This is a genomic window from Serratia quinivorans, assembly GCF_946227985.1.
Lineage (GTDB): Bacteria > Pseudomonadota > Gammaproteobacteria > Enterobacterales > Enterobacteriaceae > Serratia > Serratia quinivorans_A.
Genome location: NZ_CAMKGL010000004.1, coordinates 294,338 through 315,280 on the forward strand (window position 1 = coordinate 294,338; position 20,943 = coordinate 315,280).

General features: G+C 53.3%; 25 protein-coding genes. 14 read left to right on the forward strand and 11 right to left on the reverse strand.

Features of this window, described 5'->3' with window-relative positions:
• Window positions 1-73: 73 nt before the first annotated feature.
• From OCH02_RS14445 to OCH02_RS14480, 8 genes are all read right to left on the reverse strand, one after another.
• Window positions 74-1,324, reverse strand: a complete 1,251-nt coding sequence (locus tag OCH02_RS14445; RefSeq protein WP_261431811.1) for a phospholipase D-like domain-containing protein — start codon at window positions 1,322-1,324, stop codon at window positions 74-76.
• Entirely contained in the window at window positions 1,317-1,967 is a 651-nt protein-coding gene (locus OCH02_RS14450) for a MotA/TolQ/ExbB proton channel family protein (RefSeq protein WP_261431812.1), read from the reverse strand. The genes OCH02_RS14445 and OCH02_RS14450 overlap by 8 nt, the downstream gene beginning before the upstream one ends.
• A 48-nt stretch (window positions 1,968-2,015) precedes the next feature.
• On the reverse strand, window positions 2,016-4,262 hold the full coding sequence (locus OCH02_RS14455) for a TonB-dependent receptor family protein (RefSeq protein WP_261431813.1): 2,247 nt from the start codon (window positions 4,260-4,262) through the stop codon (window positions 2,016-2,018).
• 39 nt (window positions 4,263-4,301) lie between these two features.
• The gene (locus OCH02_RS14460) at window positions 4,302-5,048 is read right to left on the reverse strand and encodes an energy transducer TonB (RefSeq protein WP_261431814.1); all 747 of its coding nucleotides are present in this window, start codon (window positions 5,046-5,048) and stop codon (window positions 4,302-4,304) included.
• Window position 5,049: 1 nt separating this feature from the next.
• Entirely contained in the window at window positions 5,050-5,457 is a 408-nt protein-coding gene (locus OCH02_RS14465) for an ExbD/TolR family protein (protein ID WP_261431815.1), read from the reverse strand.
• 300 nt (window positions 5,458-5,757) lie between these two features.
• The gene (locus tag OCH02_RS14470) at window positions 5,758-6,762 is read right to left on the reverse strand and encodes an Rpn family recombination-promoting nuclease/putative transposase (RefSeq protein ID WP_261431816.1); all 1,005 of its coding nucleotides are present in this window, start codon (window positions 6,760-6,762) and stop codon (window positions 5,758-5,760) included.
• Window positions 6,763-7,232: 470 nt separating this feature from the next.
• The gene (locus OCH02_RS14475; protein WP_261431817.1) at window positions 7,233-8,234 is read right to left on the reverse strand and encodes a tyrosine-type recombinase/integrase; all 1,002 of its coding nucleotides are present in this window, start codon (window positions 8,232-8,234) and stop codon (window positions 7,233-7,235) included.
• Between the two features lie 66 nt (window positions 8,235-8,300).
• Window positions 8,301-8,609, reverse strand: a complete 309-nt coding sequence (locus OCH02_RS14480) for a helix-turn-helix transcriptional regulator (RefSeq protein WP_315899210.1) — start codon at window positions 8,607-8,609, stop codon at window positions 8,301-8,303.
• A 106-nt stretch (window positions 8,610-8,715) separates the two neighbouring features.
• Between OCH02_RS14480 and OCH02_RS14485 the strand changes: the two genes are divergently transcribed.
• A complete protein-coding gene (locus tag OCH02_RS14485) occupies window positions 8,716-9,054 on the forward strand; it encodes a regulatory phage cox family protein (protein ID WP_261431818.1) in 339 nt (112 codons plus the stop codon).
• 82 nt (window positions 9,055-9,136) lie between these two features.
• Here OCH02_RS14485 and OCH02_RS14490 read toward each other — a convergent pair whose 3' ends face one another.
• A complete protein-coding gene (locus tag OCH02_RS14490) occupies window positions 9,137-9,643 on the reverse strand; it encodes a hypothetical protein (protein ID WP_261431819.1) in 507 nt (168 codons plus the stop codon).
• Window positions 9,644-9,736: 93 nt separating this feature from the next.
• Between OCH02_RS14490 and OCH02_RS14495 the strand changes: the two genes are divergently transcribed.
• Both OCH02_RS14495 and OCH02_RS14500 read left to right on the forward strand, forming a co-directional pair.
• A complete protein-coding gene (locus OCH02_RS14495) occupies window positions 9,737-10,156 on the forward strand; it encodes a GPO family capsid scaffolding protein (protein WP_261431820.1) in 420 nt (139 codons plus the stop codon).
• Window positions 10,153-10,377 (forward strand): hypothetical protein, encoded by a 225-nt coding sequence (locus OCH02_RS14500; protein WP_261431821.1) that lies wholly within the window; start codon window positions 10,153-10,155, stop codon window positions 10,375-10,377. The genes OCH02_RS14495 and OCH02_RS14500 overlap by 4 nt, the downstream gene beginning before the upstream one ends.
• Before the next feature lie 12 nt (window positions 10,378-10,389).
• Here the strand turns inward: OCH02_RS14500 and OCH02_RS14505 are convergent, their stop codons facing one another.
• Window positions 10,390-10,842, reverse strand: coding sequence for a hypothetical protein (locus tag OCH02_RS14505; protein WP_261431822.1), 453 nt, complete (start codon window positions 10,840-10,842; stop codon window positions 10,390-10,392).
• On the opposite strand from OCH02_RS14505, the gene OCH02_RS14510 reads away from it, so the two are divergent.
• From OCH02_RS14510 to OCH02_RS14560, 11 genes are all read left to right on the forward strand, one after another.
• A complete protein-coding gene (locus OCH02_RS14510) occupies window positions 10,841-11,071 on the forward strand; it encodes a hypothetical protein (protein WP_261431823.1) in 231 nt (76 codons plus the stop codon). The genes OCH02_RS14505 and OCH02_RS14510 overlap by 2 nt on opposite strands.
• A gap of 218 nt (window positions 11,072-11,289) precedes the next feature.
• Window positions 11,290-11,613: a DUF5347 domain-containing protein gene (locus tag OCH02_RS14515; protein WP_261431824.1), complete on the forward strand. Its 324-nt coding sequence runs from the start codon at window positions 11,290-11,292 to the stop codon at window positions 11,611-11,613.
• A gap of 73 nt (window positions 11,614-11,686) precedes the next feature.
• Window positions 11,687-12,262: a 3'-5' exonuclease gene (locus OCH02_RS14520; protein ID WP_259190109.1), complete on the forward strand. Its 576-nt coding sequence runs from the start codon at window positions 11,687-11,689 to the stop codon at window positions 12,260-12,262.
• Window positions 12,263-12,682: 420 nt separating this feature from the next.
• Window positions 12,683-12,892, forward strand: coding sequence for a hypothetical protein (locus tag OCH02_RS14525; protein ID WP_261431827.1), 210 nt, complete (start codon window positions 12,683-12,685; stop codon window positions 12,890-12,892).
• The gene (locus OCH02_RS14530) at window positions 12,889-13,698 is read left to right on the forward strand and encodes a Dam family site-specific DNA-(adenine-N6)-methyltransferase (protein WP_261431829.1); all 810 of its coding nucleotides are present in this window, start codon (window positions 12,889-12,891) and stop codon (window positions 13,696-13,698) included. The genes OCH02_RS14525 and OCH02_RS14530 overlap by 4 nt, the downstream gene beginning before the upstream one ends.
• Window positions 13,695-14,276, forward strand: coding sequence for an ash family protein (locus tag OCH02_RS14535; protein WP_261431830.1), 582 nt, complete (start codon window positions 13,695-13,697; stop codon window positions 14,274-14,276). Before OCH02_RS14530 ends, OCH02_RS14535 begins: the two co-directional genes overlap by 4 nt.
• A complete protein-coding gene (locus tag OCH02_RS14540) occupies window positions 14,273-14,680 on the forward strand; it encodes a DUF5405 family protein (RefSeq protein ID WP_261431831.1) in 408 nt (135 codons plus the stop codon). The genes OCH02_RS14535 and OCH02_RS14540 overlap by 4 nt, the downstream gene beginning before the upstream one ends.
• 4 nt (window positions 14,681-14,684) lie before the next feature.
• Complete coding sequence (locus OCH02_RS14545) at window positions 14,685-17,423, forward strand: replication endonuclease (protein WP_261431832.1); 2,739 nt, start codon at window positions 14,685-14,687, stop codon at window positions 17,421-17,423.
• A gap of 127 nt (window positions 17,424-17,550) precedes the next feature.
• Window positions 17,551-18,222 carry a DNA adenine methylase gene (locus OCH02_RS14550; RefSeq protein ID WP_261431833.1) on the forward strand — a complete coding sequence of 224 codons (672 nt, stop codon included), beginning with the start codon at window positions 17,551-17,553 and terminating at the stop codon, window positions 18,220-18,222.
• 165 nt (window positions 18,223-18,387) lie between these two features.
• Complete coding sequence (locus tag OCH02_RS14555; protein WP_261431834.1) at window positions 18,388-19,353, forward strand: plasmid segregation protein ParM; 966 nt, start codon at window positions 18,388-18,390, stop codon at window positions 19,351-19,353.
• Entirely contained in the window at window positions 19,350-19,751 is a 402-nt protein-coding gene (locus OCH02_RS14560) for a plasmid partitioning/stability family protein (protein WP_261431835.1), read from the forward strand. Before OCH02_RS14555 ends, OCH02_RS14560 begins: the two co-directional genes overlap by 4 nt.
• A 276-nt stretch (window positions 19,752-20,027) precedes the next feature.
• Here the strand turns inward: OCH02_RS14560 and OCH02_RS14565 are convergent.
• Window positions 20,028-20,943 (reverse strand): hypothetical protein (locus OCH02_RS14565; RefSeq protein ID WP_261431837.1); only part of this gene is annotated, 916 nt, incomplete at its 5' end.

The following is a 20,943-nucleotide window of genomic DNA, read 5'->3' on the forward strand; positions in this document are numbered from 1 at the left end:
GCTTAATCAATAGGTTAAATCGGGTCGAACATGTTCGACCCGATTTAGTTTTGAAGAGGGTTTACCGACGATCTCAGGACTCACCACCCGGTTTGGGGGCCGGGTAGTCATAATCGAGCTTGATCGGTTCGGCGTAAACGCTGTCCCACAGCTGGCTGTAGAGCTTATCCACCCGCTGGCTCATCGCCGGGCTGTGCAGCACCAGTTCCAGATTACGCGAGTTATCCAGATAACCGCCGGTCCAGTTGCTGGTGCCGATCCACGCCGTTTCGCCGTCGATGGTCATGATTTTGCTGTGGATCACCCTGGCGAACGGGATAAAGCCGCTGCTGGCCGGAGGAATAGTGACGATTTTCACTTGCACATTCGGCACCACCGCCAGGCTTTTCAGCCAGGCGATATCCGGTTTTTTGGTGTTCCAGTTGGCCACCATCAGCTCAACCTGCACACCACGGGCGGCGGCGCTGCGCAGGGCATTGTCGATTACCGCGTAGTAAGGTCGGCTGTGTTCCGGACCATAAGACAGCGGCGCGTAGTCCATCACCTGCACCCGTACTCGCTGTTTGGCCGTAGCCAGCAGGCGCGGCAACGCCACCTGCGAGTCAATCACCCCGGCCGGATTATAGGCGCGCGGACTGGCCACCAAATAGTTACCCTGCGGCGCTTCGGTGCTCGGTTGGTAAGGCAGTTGCGGCACCGGCTTATCCGCCGCCAGCAAAGCCTGAGCTTGCCAATCCTGCTCGAAGATCGCCTGGATCTGCCCGACCACCCCGGCATCGCTGATGCGCAGCCCGGTTTCATGGATATGCGCCAGCGCACGCCAGTCGAAGTTCTGGCTGCCGACAAACGCCTGCTCACCGTCCACCAGCAGGTATTTGGCATGCAAAATACCGCCGCTCAGCCGCTGATAAGGAATAATGCGCAGTTCCAGGTTAGGGATCGCCTTAAGCTGTTCCAGCGTCTCTGGGGTAGAGATGCGGATGCCCTTCTCTTCCATCAGAAAACGGATTTTCACCCCACGTTCGCCCGCCGCCTTCAGGTGTTGCAACACGCCATCCAGCAGCGAACCCTGTTGGTTCGCCACGTAGAACTGGCCCAGATCGATGCGGGTTTTCGCCGCATCGAACATTTGCTGCCACACTTCGGCGGTGTTACGCAGGTCATCCGCCTGCAACGCGGTTTCCACCGGCGCGGTATACACCAGCTCGTAGCCGGGAATATCAAAACGCGCCGTCGCACTCTGGCTCAACATCAACAGACAGCCACCCCATAACGCCGTGTAAAGGCGGCCCAGCGGCCGCCGTAGTTGCAGGCCATTAGGCATAGCGCGGTGCCTCACTGTCAACCCATTGCTCGCGGTTGCCGTTTTCCGGACGGCTGGCGGGCGCACCGGCGCGGATCAGCAACACTTTGAGCAGCTCGTTAATGCGTTCCATACGGCTTTGCAGATAGTTGTTGCCTACCAGACACAGCAACGCGATGGCGATCCCCAGTCCGGTGGCGTACAGCGCGGTGCCCATCCCGGCAGAAACCAGGCTCGGCTCGGAGACCCCGGAGGCGGCCAGCGCCTTAAAGGTTTCGATAATCCCCATCACCGTCCCCAGCAGCCCCAACAGCGGTGCGGCGGTCACGATGGTTTCCAGCAGCCACAGACCACGCGCCATCAGCGGCTTGCTCAGCAGGTACTGGGCGTCGATCAAATCCCCGATCGCTTCGCGATCGCCGGCACGGTGCTTTTGCTCCAGCACCGGTGAAATTACCGCCAGCGGCAGGCTGTTGCGCTGGGTCAGCTCATCCGGCAGATCGGCAGTGCGGCGTGCGTCCAGCGTCAATGCCTGCTCCAGCTTGCGGGCCTGGCGCTGGGTGTAGGCGAAATACAGCGCGCGTTCGATAATGATCACCAGCGCTATCGCCAGTGCGGCGTACATCACGTAGAAAATAATGTCGTGCAACAGATTGGCATTCATCGTTCAATCCTCCACCCCTGCGGCTTTCAAGCCGCAGGGTATAAATAGTTAAAAGGTGGCTTCCAGCGACACGCTGAAGGTACGTTCTTCCCCAACGTTGTAGTACGGCGTACTGGCCTTCACGCCGCCATAAGGCGCTGCGTTGAAGGTGGTGGTACGCACCGAGGTCAGGTACTCCTTGTCAAACAGGTTGCTGATACCAAAGCGCAACGCCGCACTCTTGACGATTTTTTTGTCCACCGGCAGATGTACCCCCGCCGCCAGATCGAACACCGTACGGCCGCCGATCTTCTCGTCATTGGTCAGGTCACCGTAGAACGAACTGACGTATTTGCCGCTGACGCTGCTGTAATACAGGCCATCGTCATAACCCAGCGTCATGTTGAGCAGGTTTTTCGGCACGTTCGGCACCTCTTTGCCACTGGTCGGCAGCGGCAGGCCGCCGTTGCTGACAATGTCACTCTTCTGTTTGGACTGGGTGTAGGTGTATGAGGTGTAGTAGTTGAAGTTATGCGGCAACTGGCCGCTCCACTCCAGCTCCAGCCCTTTGTTCTCCACATTGCCGATGTTCATCATCTCGTAGTCACCGGCCGGGTTGGTGGTGGAGATTTGACGATCGCTGTAGCGCATGTAGAACAGCGTGGCACTCATCAGCATATTTTCCTGCTGGAAACGCCAACCCAACTCGTGGTTCCAGCTCAGTTCCGGTTTGGTGCTGATTGAATCCCCCACGTTGTACAGCACGTAGTTCGGCGGAGTACGCATGTTGCGCGTCAGGTTGTAGAACACCTGGTTTTCCTGATTCAGCTTGTAGCTGGCGCTGAAATTCGGCAGGAATTCATGGTATCTGGCATCACGCTTTTCCGGCACGTTGTACAGGCTGCCCTTGTTATCCCCTTTTCGTTCAACGTACTGATAGGCCAGTCCGCCGACGAAAGTCCAGTCCGGCGTGGCGAACCAGGTGTCTTGCAGCCACACTTTTTGCGCCGGGGTGATGGTGTACTGGTTACGCCCCTGCACGGTTTTGCCATTGGCGTCCTTCACCTGATCGCTGCCGCCCGGTTTGCCCGAAAGCTGCTCCGGGTTGCCGTCGTCCTTGATGCCGATAAACGGCTGGGTCTGCGACTGGCGCGCACGCTCATACCAATAACCGATATCCAGGCTGTGCTGGTCGTTGATGTCCCACTTCAGCTTGGTGGTAATGCCCGGCCGCCAGGTCTGGGTCCAGGAAGGACGGTAATAGGTGTTGGACCGCAAATTACTCAGATCGTACTGACCGGCCTTATCCGACGTATTGGACAGCACCGAAGCCGTTTGACCCGAGAAGCTGCCGCCGTTACCCCAGTAGTAATAGGGCTGCAGCGTCAGCGCCAGGTTGTCGCGCAGTTGCAGCTTCTGGGTGAACGACAGGGTGAAGGTGTCAAACGGGTTACGGTTAAGTTTGTAGTACTTGGTCAACTGGCCCTTGCTGTTGTACTCCGGCGTAGCAGAGTAGTCATTGGCATAACGGCCGTCATTTTCAAACTGCGCCTTGCTCAGGGTGTTGTAGTTGACGTTATTCTGCTGGTTGTACTTCATGATCAGGTTGCTGCTGTTGCCGTTGCCGTCCTCATACAACGAGTTCATTTCGAACTTGTTGGAGTACTCGCGGCCTTCCCCGCGCCACTTTTTCGCCTCGGTGTGCGAGTAGGAGATCCAGTTGCTGAAGCCGTTGTACTCACCGGTCTCCAGACGGGCGAATGTTTTGCTCAGATTGTTGCTGCCCAGCGTCTGTTTGACGAAGCCACCGAAATCTTTTGCCGGACGGCGCGTCACCATACCAATGTTGCCGCCGCTGGAACCGATATGCGGGCCGTCGACCTCAGACGAACCCTGGGTAACGAACACCTCCTCCAGGTTTTCCGAGTCGCCCAGCAGGTTCGGGTAGACCGCATAGTTGCCGGAGTCGTTAATCGGGATGCCATCCATCGACAGGCCGATTTGATCGGAATTCATACCGCGCATGGTGTAATCGACGCCGCTCAGGCCGCTGGCGTCGTTGCTGTTGACGTTCAGACCTGGGGTATATTTCAGTTTGTCGATGGCATTGGCCGCCGCCGGCATTTTATCCATCGCCTCTTTGGTGACGGTCGAACGCCCCTTGGCGCTATCGTCCTGCACCATCATGCCGCCGCCCAGCGACTGCCCTTTTACGCTGATGGTACCGACGTCGGTCGAGTCCGCCGCCAGTGCCGCCCCCGGCAATATCGCCGACATTACCGCCAGATAAAGCCCAGATCGATTGAAAGATTTCATTGTTCCCTTCCCATAAAAATCAAACTGTTATCCCAGGCGTCAAGGCGCCTGATAATTAAACGTGGCTGAAAATCGTTTTGTTGTTTGCCCGTTGAAAGCCTCGCTTGGGAACGGCTTCACCTGGCTGATGCTTTGCAGACTGCTTAGCGCCGCGCGGTTGAGCAGCATGCTGGCCGCTTTATTGGCGATGCCGGACGAGAGCACCCGACCGCTGCGATCGACCTCCAGCCAGACCTCGACGTTGCCCTGCGGCCGCTCAAGTGACGCCTGCCGCCCGCTGGGGTAACGCTTGCGCTGCTCCAGTTCACGGCGCAACGCCTGCAGATAACCGTTTTCGATCGCCTGCGTGTTCACTTTCGGCGCCGCCGGGGCGACCGGAGCGGGTTGCGCCACCGGTTTGCTGACCAGCGCTTTTGGCGCTGCAGGGGCCGCAACAGGTTTAGCCTTCTCCACCGGCCTGGCTTTTTCTTTCACCGGTTTGGGCTTGGGTTTCGGCTGCGGTTTGGGTACCGGTTTGGCCTCGATAATCGGCTCCGGGACCGGCACCACAGGCTCGGGAATAGGTTCTGGTTCCGGCGGCGGCGGTTCGGGTTGCGGCTCCGGTGGTGTTTCAGGTTGAGGTTCCGGTGCAGGTTCAGGCTCGACCAGCGCCAGTTCCATGGCGGTCTCGTCATAGCGCGGCTGAATTTTCAGCGCCGCCTGCTGGCTGGCAAACAGCACACAGCCGACGACGATCAGCGCCGGTAACCAACTGAAAAGGTGACGCGAACGATAGAGCAGATACATGTCACAGCTTCCGTGTGGCGATAGAGACAGAGTAGAAACCGCCTTGACGCAGGTTATCCATCACCGCCACCAGCCGCTCTACCGCGACGCCCTTGTCGCTGTTGACGATAATGGTGGTGGTCTGGTTTTCCTGTTGCTGCTGCTTAAGCGTGCTGACCAACGCACTCAGTGACAAGGGCTGGCCGTCGAGCTGCAGTTGGTCTTCGGCACCCAGCGTAATGATCGCTTTCTTCTGCGGTTTCAACTGCTGCGCACTGCCGGCGGACGGCAACTGAGTTTTCAGCCCGAGGGCCGGGATCACGTTCAGGCTAATCAACACAAAAAACACCAGCAAAAACATCATCACGTCGATCATCGGGATCAGTTCGATGTGCGCTTTGTTCTTCTTCGGCTCGTTCCAGTTACGCATGGCACTCCCTCCCAAAAGCAAAGCAGCCAATATAGAGAGCCTATGTTTACCTTTTGTTACGCTTGTGTGATCTTATTTTCACAGCACACATTATTTGAGATAATTTTCTCAAGCGGAAACTGGTCCGAGGGGTTATATAACTGGTTAATTGGATATGATTTTTAATGGAATAATGACGATGGGGAACTTCTAGTGGTTAATGCATAGGCAGGTAAGTTGTGATTATCCTGACACGTTAAAGCAAGATCTTCAGACCCTGCTTTTGCATCAGGACTTCGGTGGAGAGGTTCACACTATTAATTAATGGCGGATCTGTGCCAGGTCGTCGGCCGTCAAACCGGTCATTTTCATTACCGAGTCGTGGTCAATGCCGTTCGTCAGCATGGCGCGGGCAACGGTAAGCTTTCCTTCAAGCACGCCTTCTTGACGCCCTTTCTCGATACCGCGCTGTTCACCAAGCTCGATGCCCTTTTCGATACCTTTTTCGATACCCTTCTCGATGCCTTTTTCGATGCCTTTTTCGATGCCCTTTTCGATGCCCTTCTGCTCAAGCTGTTGTGCAATAGTCATTAGTTCATCCTCATGTTGCGGTACCCGCAGTGCCAATTCGCGTACAAAGGCTTCAGCATCGGATGCTTCTCCGGCCAGAAGAATATAGTGTACCAGCGAAATCACCTGTGGCGAAGACAGATAGCCACTCAGCAGGATGGTGGCCAGTTTGTCAGTCAGCTCTGCCAGGTCTCGCTGCCGAATATGTTTCTGCAGCAAGGTCAGTGCGGCCATACTGCGATGACCCATGATCTCGTTATCAGGGATAACCGTCACATCGACCAGCGGAAATTCGGCTGTATAGAGTTTTCCCGCCAGTTCCGGATCGTAAAACTCCCGCAGCCAGTTGGTGGAATAAGGATAAGGAGTGCGTTTGCCGGTATAAAACAAGACAGGTATCACCAACGGCAGTTTTTTGTGACCGGCATCCAAATGTCTCTGCATGGCCGCTATTGCATACCTGATTAGCCTGAAAGCCATGTGTTTATCGGGTGTAGACTGATGCTCAATAAGGACGTGGATATAACCATTTTCCCCAGCAGTGGTTTTCAGGCTGTAGAGCACATCGCTGAAATACTGGCGAAGGTCATCTTCAACGAAAGAACCGGATTCCAGTTTCAACGTACTGAGGTCGCAGATGGCACGCAGTTCTGGCGGAAGATGGATCTCCATAAAATCGCGGGCAATCTCCGGCTGCGTCAAAAACTGACGAAATGCCGCATCGTGTGGCGTTGGCGTTTTGTTTTTCTTTTTCATTCCCTGATAGCCTTTGCGTATTATTTAATTTCACATTATCACAAGCAACGGCCGGATTATATTATCGACTTTGGTAAGATATTCGAGTAATACAGAAACAAATCCAAGCCAACATCATGAATTAAAATGGAAATATGCATTAAACTCAAAAGTTAATTCTAGAAATAAATATATCAGCCAGAATTGAATCAGCACGATTATATTATTTGAAAGTAGGTTAATCATTGCTTCTCATCTTTGCCCTACAAATATCACCCAACGGTAAAACATCTTTAAAATATAAGCCCGGGATATTTAAACCCTCACTATCCTTTCCAAAAGGCGATAATTCACTTTCTTGAGAAATAAATTTTTATTTAAAATAGCCACCATAAAAAAAGACGCCCGCAGGCGTCTTTTACATACCAGAGAGAAAGGGCGATCTCTGTATTTTCAATGGGTTATGTTAGACCAACACAGCCTAACACCCCCTAAACCACCCTAACCGGTGGACAATATATGGACATTCCACGCAATGGGTTTAACGTAATTGCATCCGATAAATAGTCGGGTGCAAAATGCGCGTAGGTCATGGTTTGCTGAATGGTTGCATGTCCCAATATTCTTTGCAGCGTAATAAGGTTGCCGCCGTTGATCATGAAATGCGTCGCGAAGGTATGACGCAAAACATGCGTGGCCTGCCCTTTGGGGAGATCAGGTTTTATCTCCCTCAGCAACTTGCGAAAACGCGTGTAATTTGCGGTAAATAATCGACCGGATTTATTTTCCAGGATCATATCAGCAACCTCCTGCGATATTGGGATTGAACGCTTTTTGCTGTTCTTGGTTTCAACGAACGTTACCCGATTCCCTATAACCTGCTCAGCCTTCAGACTGCTGGCTTCCCCCCACCGAGCCCCTGTGTTCAAACACAGAACGGCAACGCGCAGATCATCACCGGCCATTACCGATAAAAGCGCCTCAATCTCACTGCTGGCCAGGAAAGACATTTCTGTGTTTTTCGGCTTCAGCTTTTTCAGCGAGTGGATTGGATTATCGCTGTGAAACTCCTCCGCCTCTTGCAGCAAGCTGAACATCCCCGATAAATAACAGAATTCACGGTTAACGGTTGTTGCTTGTGCTCCACCCTGAAGCCTGCGCGAGCGGTACTCCATCAGAAACTTACGGGTGAGCATGTACGTCCTGGGGTGGCCCATATCCCGATCCACCTTATTAAGCTTCCCACGATAGATTTCACCATGTTTCTGATTTCTCCCGCCATAAACCCACCACAGCTCAATGAGTTCAGATAACGGCCGCTTGTCAGCTGGCTTATCAACCCAGTCTTTGTCATGAAAATTGACCAGTACGTATTTTTCGTAGGCTTGCGCCTCGGCCTTCTTGCTGAACCGCTTGCGGATCCGTCGTCCTGTAGATCCCTGCGGTCTAATATCCACTTGATACTGACCATCATCGAGCTTCTTAATCGACATAATGAAGCCCTCCGATGAGGTTGCAATTAGTAAAACCCGTTCCTACCGTCCAGAAAAACCAGACTTTTAACCAGCCTTCTGGTCGGATTGGCGCGATTTTGTTTCGTCTTGCCCATTAGGGGAGAGAAACGGCGATATTTGTCCCGCCGCCGGTGCTGTTTGATCTATTGTCAACCAAAGAGCGTATTTCTGGAATCGAGGGACATTGAGCACCTTCTCTGCAATCTCCGATCTCGCACTCTGATGCCCTGTTTCGTAATTCTTTACCGTACTCAATGCAACACCAGCCATCTCTGCAAACACCTTTTGAGTTAACCCCTCCGCCTTTCTTATCTGTCGGAGTTTCCCTGCGTAGTCTCTTGACAAGGTACTCATATTGCGACTATCCTCATGGTCATTATGTAAGTACTTAAATAACATTATCTAAGACACCCCAGGGCGACCTAACAGCGCCCAAGGGGCCAACGCAAGAGGATAACAAATGGCGGAACTCACAGACAGCACCATGTCCCAGCTGATAACGCCGGAACTTTTTGCTGACTACATCGGCAAGACACCGAGCGCCGTGCGCAAGATGGCGGCGGCGAACAAGCTCCCGGTGATCCGGATGAAAGACCCGGCCAACCCAGAAGGCCAGGGGGAGATCTACATACACAAGGGCGAGTGGGATGAATATGCTGATCACTTAGTTTCAGTGGCTGGGCCTGAGTGGCATTCTTGGAAAGACCGTCTTATGACTACCGGGCCGGCAGTTGCAGCAAAACGCGCTCAGGGCAGCAAAGCGGCAGGCACACGTGGATCGGGGAGAAAAAGCGCATGAGCACCAACACCCCATTCTGGATCATGCTGGCCCGTGAAGGTGAGGAATGCACCAAAACTTACATTCTGGTGCATTGAGAATTTTAGACCTCCCAAAAACCTCCACGAGGTGCTTGAAGTTCAATCTTGGAGCCACAGCGATGACATGCAAGCCATACAAAATCACCTTGCGTCTCAGTTTGAAGAATGGACTTGAAATTATTGCTCGCGCAGCTTGTGCAGATGTAATGAGGCGGTGCCAGAGAGTTCATAGATTCTTTTGGCGCATGTACAAACTTTCCAGGAATTATTTCGTGAAGTTCGTATTTTTCAATCTCAGTATTGGCTTTCTCAACCTCGCGGAGTTTTTCTGTGAGAGAGCGTACTTCGTTAGACTCAAGTGAAAGCTTGGACTGGAGGCCCTGAATCATGTCTTGCGCTGAAATAAGGTTATCCCTGAGGGATATTAGTCGGTCGGTTATATTTTCAAGCTCGCCAGAGGCATTTTTGTCGCCTTTAAAAGTCGAGCGCAGAGTCTTGACTGCATCGAAAATTGATTTTGTTGCGTCAGCTGACTGCTTAACCAACGCAAGGGCGCTTATTGGGTCCATGAAGATTTCCTATTCTGGTTGTGTGAGAACTCCAGAATACCATGCGCCGGACATGGCTAAAAACCGGCACTCATTGACAAGAGGTTACCAAAAATGAACAGCACTCCATTCTGGATCCTACTGGCCCGTGAAGGTGAAACCACCGACGCTCGCCATATCAGCGCTGAAACGCTGATCGCACTGGCGGAAAGCTATTCCCCTAGTTTTCACTGCGCACCAGTTCGCAAAGGCTACTTTCATCGCATACCGGTGCATAACATCGGGGAAATCATCGGTGCAAAAACGGAAATTAACGACGACACCGTTTGCTTATATGTGCTGATTCAGCCAAACGAAAAATGGTTTAGCGCCCTTACTGAACTCGAACTGGAAGCCGTTCCGGTATACCCAGCCATGGAATACATGCCGTGCATGGCCGCTATCGGTGCGCCATACATTAAAGGAATGGCATTAACGACAGAGCCAGTGATTAAAAACCTTGAGCCACTGAATAGACACATGGTGAAAGCATGAATCGTATTTTTAAAGATTTATTAAACCTACTTTTAGAGCGCTACAACTTTACTATTAGTAGCGGCTTCGTAAGTGAAATAAGTGCGCGCCGCACACTGGTTTTCGGTATGAAAAATGCCGTAGAGCTTGCTTATAACTGTGAGGACATTGGATCAGCCAAGGTATTGCAAGACCATTTAAGAATGCTTCGGGAGCAAGATGTAATCCCGAAGCCGGTATAAGTGGTGAATTTATTATGAGTGATGGACCATTGCCATGTGATAAGAGATGGTTGCTCCCGCTGTTAACATTGTTGATGTCAAACCACTAAGCGAGTTCTTTACACCACCCATTATTCCAGACTTGGATAATTTAAGTAATGAGTCGCCGAATGTATCTGACAGTGCTTTAGGTCGAATTTTTAGCAGTTCAACACCTCGCACCGTTAAAACAGCATCAGCAAAACCAGAATAAGGGCGAGGTTCGGCAGAAATATATCCAGCATCAATCAGCCATTTTATGGAGTAGTAGCATATATCGCGTTTTTTCTCTGCTTCTTCAAAGTCGGCAGAGCCAATTTTCAAGCATTTAAGTTCCAACAGTTTTTCAAGTGAAATGCTTCTCTCAACAGGAAAGTTTTCATAAAGAAAAGCAAAAGTTTTACCAACTGTTTCATTAAATAATTCAAGATTGGGAGGTGTACTCATGAATAAAGAATCCTTAACCGAGGGTGATATTTATCAGAAAAAATACGGTGAAGCACACGACGAGTGCGCTCGCTTAATCCGCTATCAACTTGATGTGGTTATAGACGCACAGCGCGCACGCCAGGCATGGGAAGAATTACTACCCACCATCAACTTAGATGTGCTTGCTCACGTGCTATCTGACCAGCTCAACGGCGTTGGGCGCGCCGCGCTTAAATACTCGAAGTAATTGCATATTCATGACTCCTCTTTGTTAGTGGGAAATCGTTACGCCGCTCACTTCTTTGCGGGAAGGCGGCGTAGCGAACATACCAACATGTGCGCCGGTCACACAACAAAAACCAGCACTCATCTGAAAGCGCAGCCCCCACCTTTAACCGGTGGGATTGGCGTCCAAAGGGGATGCGCTTTCAAATGGGCAATAGTCGGCATAGCGAGGTAGCAATAATGCAAAATTCAGCCAGCACCGGAAACCTGACCGCCGAGCAGATCGCCCGCGGTTTGTCCCATGCAGCCAAATTAAAGCGCCTCGTGACCAATGCCAGGGTAGAAAAGAATTTAGTGCGCGAGTTTTTCGACAATCTACGCATTAGCCGTTACCGCTCGGTGATCTATTTCTGGGCACGTATTGGCACAGAACGCCACCGCCTGCATTTTGATGAATTAACAGAACGCGAGCGCATCGCCATTATTAACGCCATGCTGGAAATGCGCGAATTGGTGCATGAGTTCCCCAAAGACATATTGCACGACGATGCGAAGTTAATTTAACCGGAAATATTAGCAATGACATTTAGGCGCTTAACCGCGCCGGGACTCCCATTACCTAAATAAAGGAAAAACGATGCGACACATTATGCTTGATCTGGAAACCATGGATAAAACCCCCACCGCCGCCATTGTGGCGATCGGTGCCGTAGCATTTGATTTCGATACAGGTACGCTCGGCAAGCGGTTCTACCAGCGCGTTGACCTCGAAAGCAGCCAACAATGCGGCGGCACCATCGGCGCTGACACAGTGAAGTGGTGGTTACGCCAAAGCGCCGAAGCCCGTAGCGAAATTGCCACCGATAACGCCGTACATATTCGCCAGGCTTTGGGTGAGATGGGGTGTTTTATTCTGCGTAACAGCCCGCATCCTGATGCTTTCATATGGGCCAAGGGCACCGATTTTGATATTCCGATCATCACCTCAGCTATGGACCGCATCGACCTGATGCCTACATGGAAGTTCTGGAATACTCGCGATGTTAGGACCTTCGAGCACGCAGCCAGAGATGCCGGTATGGATCTGCGCACCGCCGTGCCGTTCGACGGCGAGAAGCACAACGCGTTGCACGACGCCATTCACCAGGCCAAGACCGTCATTCACATCTGGCAGCAACTCATGGCACCACACCGCCAGAGTCAGCAGCCATGAGAGCCCGCCTGTCTGGCCCACAGGCTGATCGGCGCATTTATGCGAAGGCCGCAGCGCTGCTCTCACGCTTTGATCGTGGCGAAAAGGTTTACACCAAAACCAAACGTTTTGCCTATCTGGAAATCCGTGTCACCGCGTGGTGGCGATTATTAAGAAAAAACTGCGGCGTAAGTTGGAAATTAATGACGCACGCAGCCTTTGATAACGAGGTGAGTAAATAATGGATGTCTTCATTCTTTTGGCGTTATTCGCCGCTCAACTGTTTGTCCTTATCCGGAGTGATTGGGTTTACCGGCAACGCTGCATCGTTATTGATTGTTACGGGCCGCTCTATTACGAGCTGTTGCCGTCCTATTCCGTCATGTTCTGGAAGTGCTGGATCTGGGATGTGAATAAATTCTTATCAACAGGAAAAACAAAATGAATAAAGAAACGAAAAAAGGCGGACTGGGTTTTCTGTCCATTCTGGCGCTTATTTTTATCACCCTAAAATTGATGGGGTACATCACCTGGTCGTGGTGGTGGGTCACGGCGCCATTGTGGGGACTTCCAGCAGTAATCATTATCGCTTTAGCGATCATGTTTATGTTTGTTGGCGCAGCAGTCTGCTGGGAGAAACGTAACAGATGATCCGCTCCCTGCTCAAATGGGCGGGCAGCAAAGCCCGCATCATGGATGCCCTGCGCCAGCACCTGCCAGATGGCAACCGCCTGATCGAGCCGTTCGCCGGCTCCGCATCGGTATTCCTCAACACCGATTACAACAGCTGCCTGCTGGCAGACATCAATCCGGATTTAATCGGTCTGTTTAATGTCGCGTCAAACGCACCGGACGACCTAATAGATTGCGCCAAACTATTCTTCAGGTTCGACAACAACGAGGCGCGATTCCGGGTTATCCGCGACAGCTTCAACAGCTGCGAAGATACCTTTTGCCGCGCAGTGATGTTCCTGTATCTGAACCGCCATTGTTACAACGGCCTGTGCCGTTACAACCTTAACGGTGAGTTCAATGTCCCTTATGGCAAATACAAAGCGCCTTATTTCCCAGAAGAAGAGATCCGCCAGTTCGCCGAGAAGGCCAGGAACGCCGTATTCCTCTGCCTGGATTTTGAGGAAACCATCGAGATGGCCGGCACCGGCGACGTGATTTATTGCGATCCGCCGTACATCCCTGCATCCAGCACCGCCAATTTCACCAAATACCACACTGCCGGTTTCACCCCTGAAGACCACAGCCGAATGATCGCCGCACTGCACGCCGCAGTCGCACGCGGTAGCCAGGTCGTCGTCTCCAATGCCGCCATTGCCGCCAATATCTACAAATACAGCGGTTTCACCGTTCACCACATCACCGCACCACGCTCAGTGAGCTGCAAAGGCAACAAGCGGCAGGCTGCGGGCGAAATCATCGCAACCCTGGGAGTTTCCGCATGAATCACTTCCGCACGCTGTGCACACACAAAAATCGCTTGCCTTGCAAAATCACCGGGCGTTATAGTTCCGCCGCAGCGGCAAAATCCGCTGCCGGGTGTGGAAGCCCGGAACTCCTTACTGCGCACAACCGCGCCTATGCGGTTTTTTTGTGTGCGATGCGCTGCTACACCCAGTTTATGGTGGGGCGTGCAGGGCAGCCGCAAGGCTGGCCGGGTTCAGTAGGGACCGGTACTTCCACCCCTGTACGTCTCACCACCCATAAGTGTGGAAGCTTCGGTGGTGAGTTAACCAAACTCCCTACTGAGGTTGCCACCATGGCCACTACCCCTACCAAGACTCACCAAAAAAAACCGCAAGCCCAATTAAGTGTCGATTGCTATCGCAAACTGCACCGCTCAAACCAACTGTCTCATTTCGTTTTTATTGATCTCAAATCTGGCAATCCATCCCCACTTCTGAAGTTCTATTCCCCCTATCTTTTTAGCTACATCAACGACGACCTCAACGACATCAGTGAAGAACTCAACGCCGCCGGTCTGTTCGATCACCTCCTACAGCAAGTGGGAGGCGAGCAATGAGCACCCCGCACGATTTTTTACGCTGGACTCACCAGCAGGCACCACACCTGCGCCGGGAACTCACCGATCTCTACGGCACCTGGTTGCAATCGCTGGACGATGCCGCCGAATGTTGCTCGCCAGAAGGCGAGTACACGGTCGACAGCTATTACACCATCGTACGCGAGTCCCACCGCTTCTCGCTGTATACCGCCGATGCGCCGCATCCATTGACCAAGTTGCGCCGGGCGATGCTGGCCGCTTACAGCAATCCCGCTCACCTGATTGCCGACCTGATAGCGCACAGCGTGCGCCGCACCGGCACCGTCTCCCTTAATGCCTACCTGAGCGAGTCTGAACGCCTGACCACGCAGTGCCAGGCGGTATTTCAGGACATGATGCAATGGCGTCCAGCGCGGCGGTAACTCGATGACAACACAAACAAACCGCAACAACCGGGGGCGAATTGCCCCCTCACCGCCAGCGAATTTCCCCGGAAAACCGCTGGATACCCGCGCGTACATTTATCACTGGAATGCACCGCAATCAGCCATTGATCCGGCGCTCTTTGGCACGGAGCGCCCGGTTGAAACGCCGTTGTCCTACTGGATAGCGGAGGCTCTGGGGCAGGAGAAAGCACGAGAAGCGCGGCGGCAAGCAGAATATCGCGCCAGCCTTAGCCAACTGGATCGGCGCAGATTGGCGTTGCGCGATCAGTTGTTGCGTGACTACGCAGACCGGGAAGGCGAGCGCGACGCGCAAATTGAAGCCAACCGAGAGAAGCGACAGGTTTTTGCCGACGATCGCGACGCTGAGATTACCGCCGCATTGTTTGCGCTGCCGCGGCACGTTAAGCAACCTCTGTTGGCTCGCCTGAACGCCTACCGCAGGCAGCAGGCGCGCACGATTGCCGAGGGGGGCAAGCAGCGCCCGGCCCGCAAATTCCTGCGTGGCACCATAAAGCGCGTCATCCCGCGACTTGAGCAGATCAATAGCCGTCATCAGACAATAGCCTATCGCTACATCGCCGGACGCGAACGCCTGGACGAGCTGCTGCGCCTGCCGGAGCTGAGCAAGCGTGAGGTGCAGTTACTCGCCACCCTCACCGCCGGCGCCATGGAAAGCCTGTTCAGCCAGGAATGCGAGAAGCACCTAACCAGCGAAGCAACACCGCAGGATATTTTGCGCGTCTACACCACTGTCGCCCATGAAACGCTACGCCTCAACATCACTCCGCCATGCTGGGCCGCACTGGATGTCAGTCGCCGCCAGCGTGGCGAAACGCCTTACCATCTGTTGCCGGGCGCACTAGCCCGCCTGTGCTGTGCCACCTGGTGGCAACGCAAGCTGTGGCGCTACCGTTGCGAGTGGCGCGAGGAGCAACTGCGCGCCGCATGTTTGGTTAGCCGCACAACATCCGCCTACGTCAGCCAGGACTCACTGGTACACCACCGGGAACAGCGCCGCCGCACGCGCGAGTTTCTGAAAGCCTATGAGCTAGTCAACGATGACGGGTTCAGCATCGATATGGAAACCATATATTTCGCGGGCAACAGCAATCCGAAGCACCGCCGCGTTGAGATGATGATCACTGTCAAAGGGATGCAGGAGATCGCCGAAACTCGCAGCGACAATGCCTTTTGGTTCACGATCACCTGCCCGTCGAAGTATCACACCACCCTAATAAACAGCGGTTCACCTAACCCCAAGTGGGCCGCCCGCACCGTTCGCGATAGCAGCGATTACCTGGTGAACCTGTTCGCCGGCGTGCGCAAAAAACTTAACCGCAAGGGGCTGCGCTGGTATGGCGTGCGCGTTGCCGAGCCGCATCACGATGGCACGGTACACTGGCACGTCATGGTGTTCTGCCGCCCGGAAGACCAGGACGCCATCACTGATATTCTGCGCGAGTTTGCCATCCGCGAGGACCGCGCCGAGCTGGGTGATGACATCACACCACGCTTTAAGGTCGAGCAAATCACCAAGGAGAAAGGCTCGCCATTGAGCTACATCGCCGCCTATATCGGTAAGAACATCGATGGCAGCAAACTGACCAAGCCAGACCCAAAAACGGGCGAGCCACCCGTTGATCACGAGAGCGGTAAAAGCATGGCGGACACCGTAGAGCACGCCATCGCCTGGGCATCCCTCCATCGTGTGCGCCAGTTCCAGTTTTTCGGCATCCCATCACGTCAGACCTACCGCGAACTGCGTCGGTTGGCCGGACAGCTCAGCCGCCAGGGCAAGGACGGCAAAAAGCAACAACGCCTCATGGATAAAGCCATGGATGACGTGATGTCGGCGGCCGATGCTGGCTGCATTGCAACGTACATCCTGAAGCAAGGTGGGATCCTCCAGCCACGCAAAGAGCACGTCGTCCGTACCGCCTACGCCGAAGCGGACAAGCCCAACGACTACGGCGAGCACGGCACGCAGATCTTTGGTATCTGGTCGCCCCAACTCGGAGCTGAATCACGCATTTGCACCCACGTTGATAACTGGCAGCGCATCAGAAAAGCCGTAAAACCGGCCGGCGAAGCCGATCGTCAAGGGGTTGACGTTGACCCTCAGGGCGGCCCCGCCGTCCCTTGGACCCGTGGCAATAACTGTCCCATTGAGCAAAAAACAAGCGAAGCAGGGGCGGGTAGCGCCACGGATAAAGAGCCGGAGAACCTCAATTTTGAGCAACTCACCCGGCACCAGCGGCGTGTATTGCTCAACAGGATCCGCAATGCGACACCACCGGACAAAAAGGAGGGGGAAACGGGGATGACACGACAATCGCCACCTGTGAGCGAAAGCACACCGGAAGACGCCATCAACGCTGCACTGCGCGATCTCGGCCTAACACCGGAGCCGCAGCAGGTTATCAGCCTGCTGGCCGGCGACACCGTGGACTGCGGCGACGGCTACGCCTTCCGCCTGGCCGGCAATCGTCTACTGGAAGTGCCAGCACCAATGACCAGGGAAGACGACGACGAAACACCGCCACCGAGCTACCGCACCGGCGATGTTGCACAGCTTGCCGCCGCGCTCGGCATCCGGCTGGAACCGTGGGAAATCAGCGCACTGCTGCGCGGCGCCACGCTGGACATTGGCGGTGGCGAAGCCATCAGGCTGCGCGGCGATCGCCTCGAACCGATCAGGCGCACCGTTACACCGTTTTAACCCGATACATCTGTGTTGGCCACACCGGCAAGCACAGACAAAAACAGCGATGCCACCTGGTGGCGGTACCGCACAGACAAAAACAACACGGCTGTAGTACAGCCACTTTTAACTATGAGGTACCCGCATGGGGTATTTGGGAAGCAAGGCAGCAAGCGGCGTTTATCAAAAAATCATCGCCAATATGCCACCACATGACACCTACATCGAGACGCACCTGGGCGGCGGCGCCATCATGCTGCGCAAGCCGCCAGTGAAAGCCAACATCGGCGTTGATATTGATCAGGATGCACTGGCCGAATTCAACATAAGCCACCGCCTGCCGTATGTTCAGCTCATCCAGCACGATGCGGCTCACTTCCTGGGCAGCTTCGATTTTACCGCCGCCGGCAGGGTATTGATTTACGCCGATCCGCCTTATATGCCGGAAACCCGTACCAGCAACGCCCGTTATCGCCACGAATACACTACAGACGACCATCGCCGCCTGATTGCTTGCCTGCGTTCGCTGCCGGCCAGCGTCATGCTATCGGGCTATCCGTCCGCACTGTACAACGAGTTGCTGCCAGACTGGCGCTCAATCAACTTCCAGGCCATGACCCGCGGCGGCGTAAGAACCGAGCAACTTTGGATGAACTTTCCAGAAGGCAAGCCCTTCACCACCGCTTACGCCGGCGTCGACTACATCGACCGCCAGCGCATCAAGCGAAAGGTAGAACGCTGGCGCAAAAAATACCAGGCACCGCCACCGGTTGAACGCCTGGCGATCATGCAGGTGCTATCGAGCATAGACGATTAGCGCCAACCCAAAAGAGTCACAAAACGCCCCTTAAAGGGCAAAAACGGGAACGAAATAGAAAAACGCCGCCAACGGCAACCGCGTAAATCGCCATTTTTCTATTTCATGACCAAAAACCGCCGTTTAAACGGCATTTCATGACCCACACTGCAAAGAGGCAACACCATGAAAATCTTTATCGACGATGGCTCCACCGCAATCAAAATGGCATGGCAAGAGAACGGCGAGCAGCGCACGCTACGCAGCCCCAACAGCTTCAAGCCCGAATGGTCAACGCCGTTCGGCGACCAGATGCCAGCCAACTACCTGCTTGACGGCGAACGTTACTCGTTCGATCCGGTCAGCCCGGACGCCATCCGCACAACCCACACCCGCTACCAGTACAGCGATGTGAACGTGGTCGCCATCCATCACACCCTGCTCAAAACCGGCCTGCCGCCGCAGCCGGTCGATGTGGAAGTCACGCTGCCACTGGGTGAATACCTGGACGAACACAACCAACCGAACCGCGACAACATCCAGCGCAAACAGCGCAATATTCTGCGCCCGGTGACGCTCAATGGCGGCGAGACCTTCACCATTCGCAATGTGCGCGTGATGCCAGAATCCATCCCGGCTGGCTTCGACATCGTGAAAGACCTGGACGAACTGGATTCGCTGCTGATCGTCGACCTGGGCGGTACCACGTTGGATGTGGCGCAGGTGCGCGGCCAGTTCACCGGCATCACCAAGACCTTTTGCGATCCGGGTATTGGTGTGTCGCTCATGACCGAGGCGGTCAAATCTGCCCTTGCTGCAGCGAACACGCGCGCCAGCAGTTACTTCGCTGACGATTTAATCCTGCACCGCCATGACGTGCCATACCTGCGCACCCGCGTTAACGATGCCGACAAGTTCCATCTGGTACTGACCGCCTTGCAGGAAAAAGAGGCCATACTGAATCGCCGCGTGCAGCTCGCGATCGAGCGCTTTTCTGGATATACGCACGTTGCCGTTGTCGGCGGCGGCGCCAACATCGTCGAAGCCGCCGTGCGGGAAGTTACCGCCGTACCGGACGCGCGTTTCTTTGAAAGCCTTACACCTCAGTTTGATCTGGTAAATGGCCTGTATCAGATGGGGACACCACAGTGAGCAACCGCAAGATAAGTTTTTACCTGAAGCCCGCGCATTCGCGGGCCGACCTTCTGGCCGATGAGATGTTGGCAGAACTCCCCGTCAAAGCGCGAGGTAACGCTTGCCGAGCCGCCATGCTGGCCGGTATGGCGCTAATGCGTCAAGATCCGCGCCTGCCGCACCTGATTGCGGAACTGTTCGACGAGCGAACCACTATCAACCAGATACGTCACCTTATCAGTAGCGTATTCCAGGATGACACCGATGCCGTGGTATCGGCATTAAGACAGATCACCGTTATTACGCAACACGAAGACCTAACATTCACGCCGGAGCCATACCCGCAGACAGGTCGTAGAGAGGAAGATAACGTCACCATAGCCAGGCGAAATGCCGGAAACCTGTTTCCAGATTGAGAAAATCTGAGGCGATGATATCGCCCAGACTGCTGACAAAGTACTCTAAGAGTTGATATTCGTTTCTAAACTGCGAAATTCGAGAACGAAAAATCAATAACTTACATAGTAACAACTCAGAAAAACAAACCTCAGAAAGACATCATCTGAGGTTTGTCATCAATCTGAGGTGATAATATCTCCTCTATCCACTTGGTAAAATTAACTATGCCATTTCTGGATGTTACACGTTGCACTTAGAATGTTAACCCTGCAAACTATCATTTCCAATCATTCCTACTTATTTTCAAGCCATCCCCAGTAATCTGTTGAACTACCACTATTAGGATAATATGTGGCTTTATTATCAATAGAGCACATAAATAATCTTTTGGCTAAAAAATAGTCCCCTGCTTTGTCAGAGGGATTTCTGGTTACATCTATGGCAGTAGTAATATAAATGTCACCTGGATTAACTTGCTGCTTATCAATCCATATCCCCGGATTGCCTTTTGTGTTCAGAGGATATTGCTGGTTTCCAACCCACGACCAGTTAACTGTTGAATAATCACCATAGGGGTAAACTCTGCTGACATCACAGTTAAACGATTGATTGGCTAAAAAATAGTTCCGCGCCGTATAATGGCCATTCCTGGCAGCGTCTGCACCGGTCACCATATAAATGTCACCTGGATTAACTTGCTGACCCAGGATCCATATCCCCGGATTGCCTTTTGTATTCAGAGGATATTGCTGGTTTCCAACCCACGACCAGTTATCTGTTGAACTATCACCATCGGGGTAAGTTGTGGTGCTATCACAGATAAATAATTGATTGGCTGAAAAATAGTTCCTTGCTACATAATCGCGATTACTCGCAGCGTCAGCGCCGGTCACTATATAAATGTCATCTTGATTAACTTGCTGCTTATCGATCCATATCCCCGGATTGCCTTTTGTGTTCAGAGGATACTGCTGGTTTCCAACCCACGACCAGTTAACTGTTGAACTATCGCCATCGGGGTAAATTGTGGTGCTATCACAGATAAACGATTGATTGGCTGAAAAATAGTTCCTTGCTACATAATCGCGATTACTCGCAGCGTCTGCGCCGGTCACTATATAAATGTCACCTGGATTAACTTGCTGCTTATCAATCCATATCCCCGGATTGCCTTTTGTATTCAGAGGATATTGCTGGTTTCCAACCCAC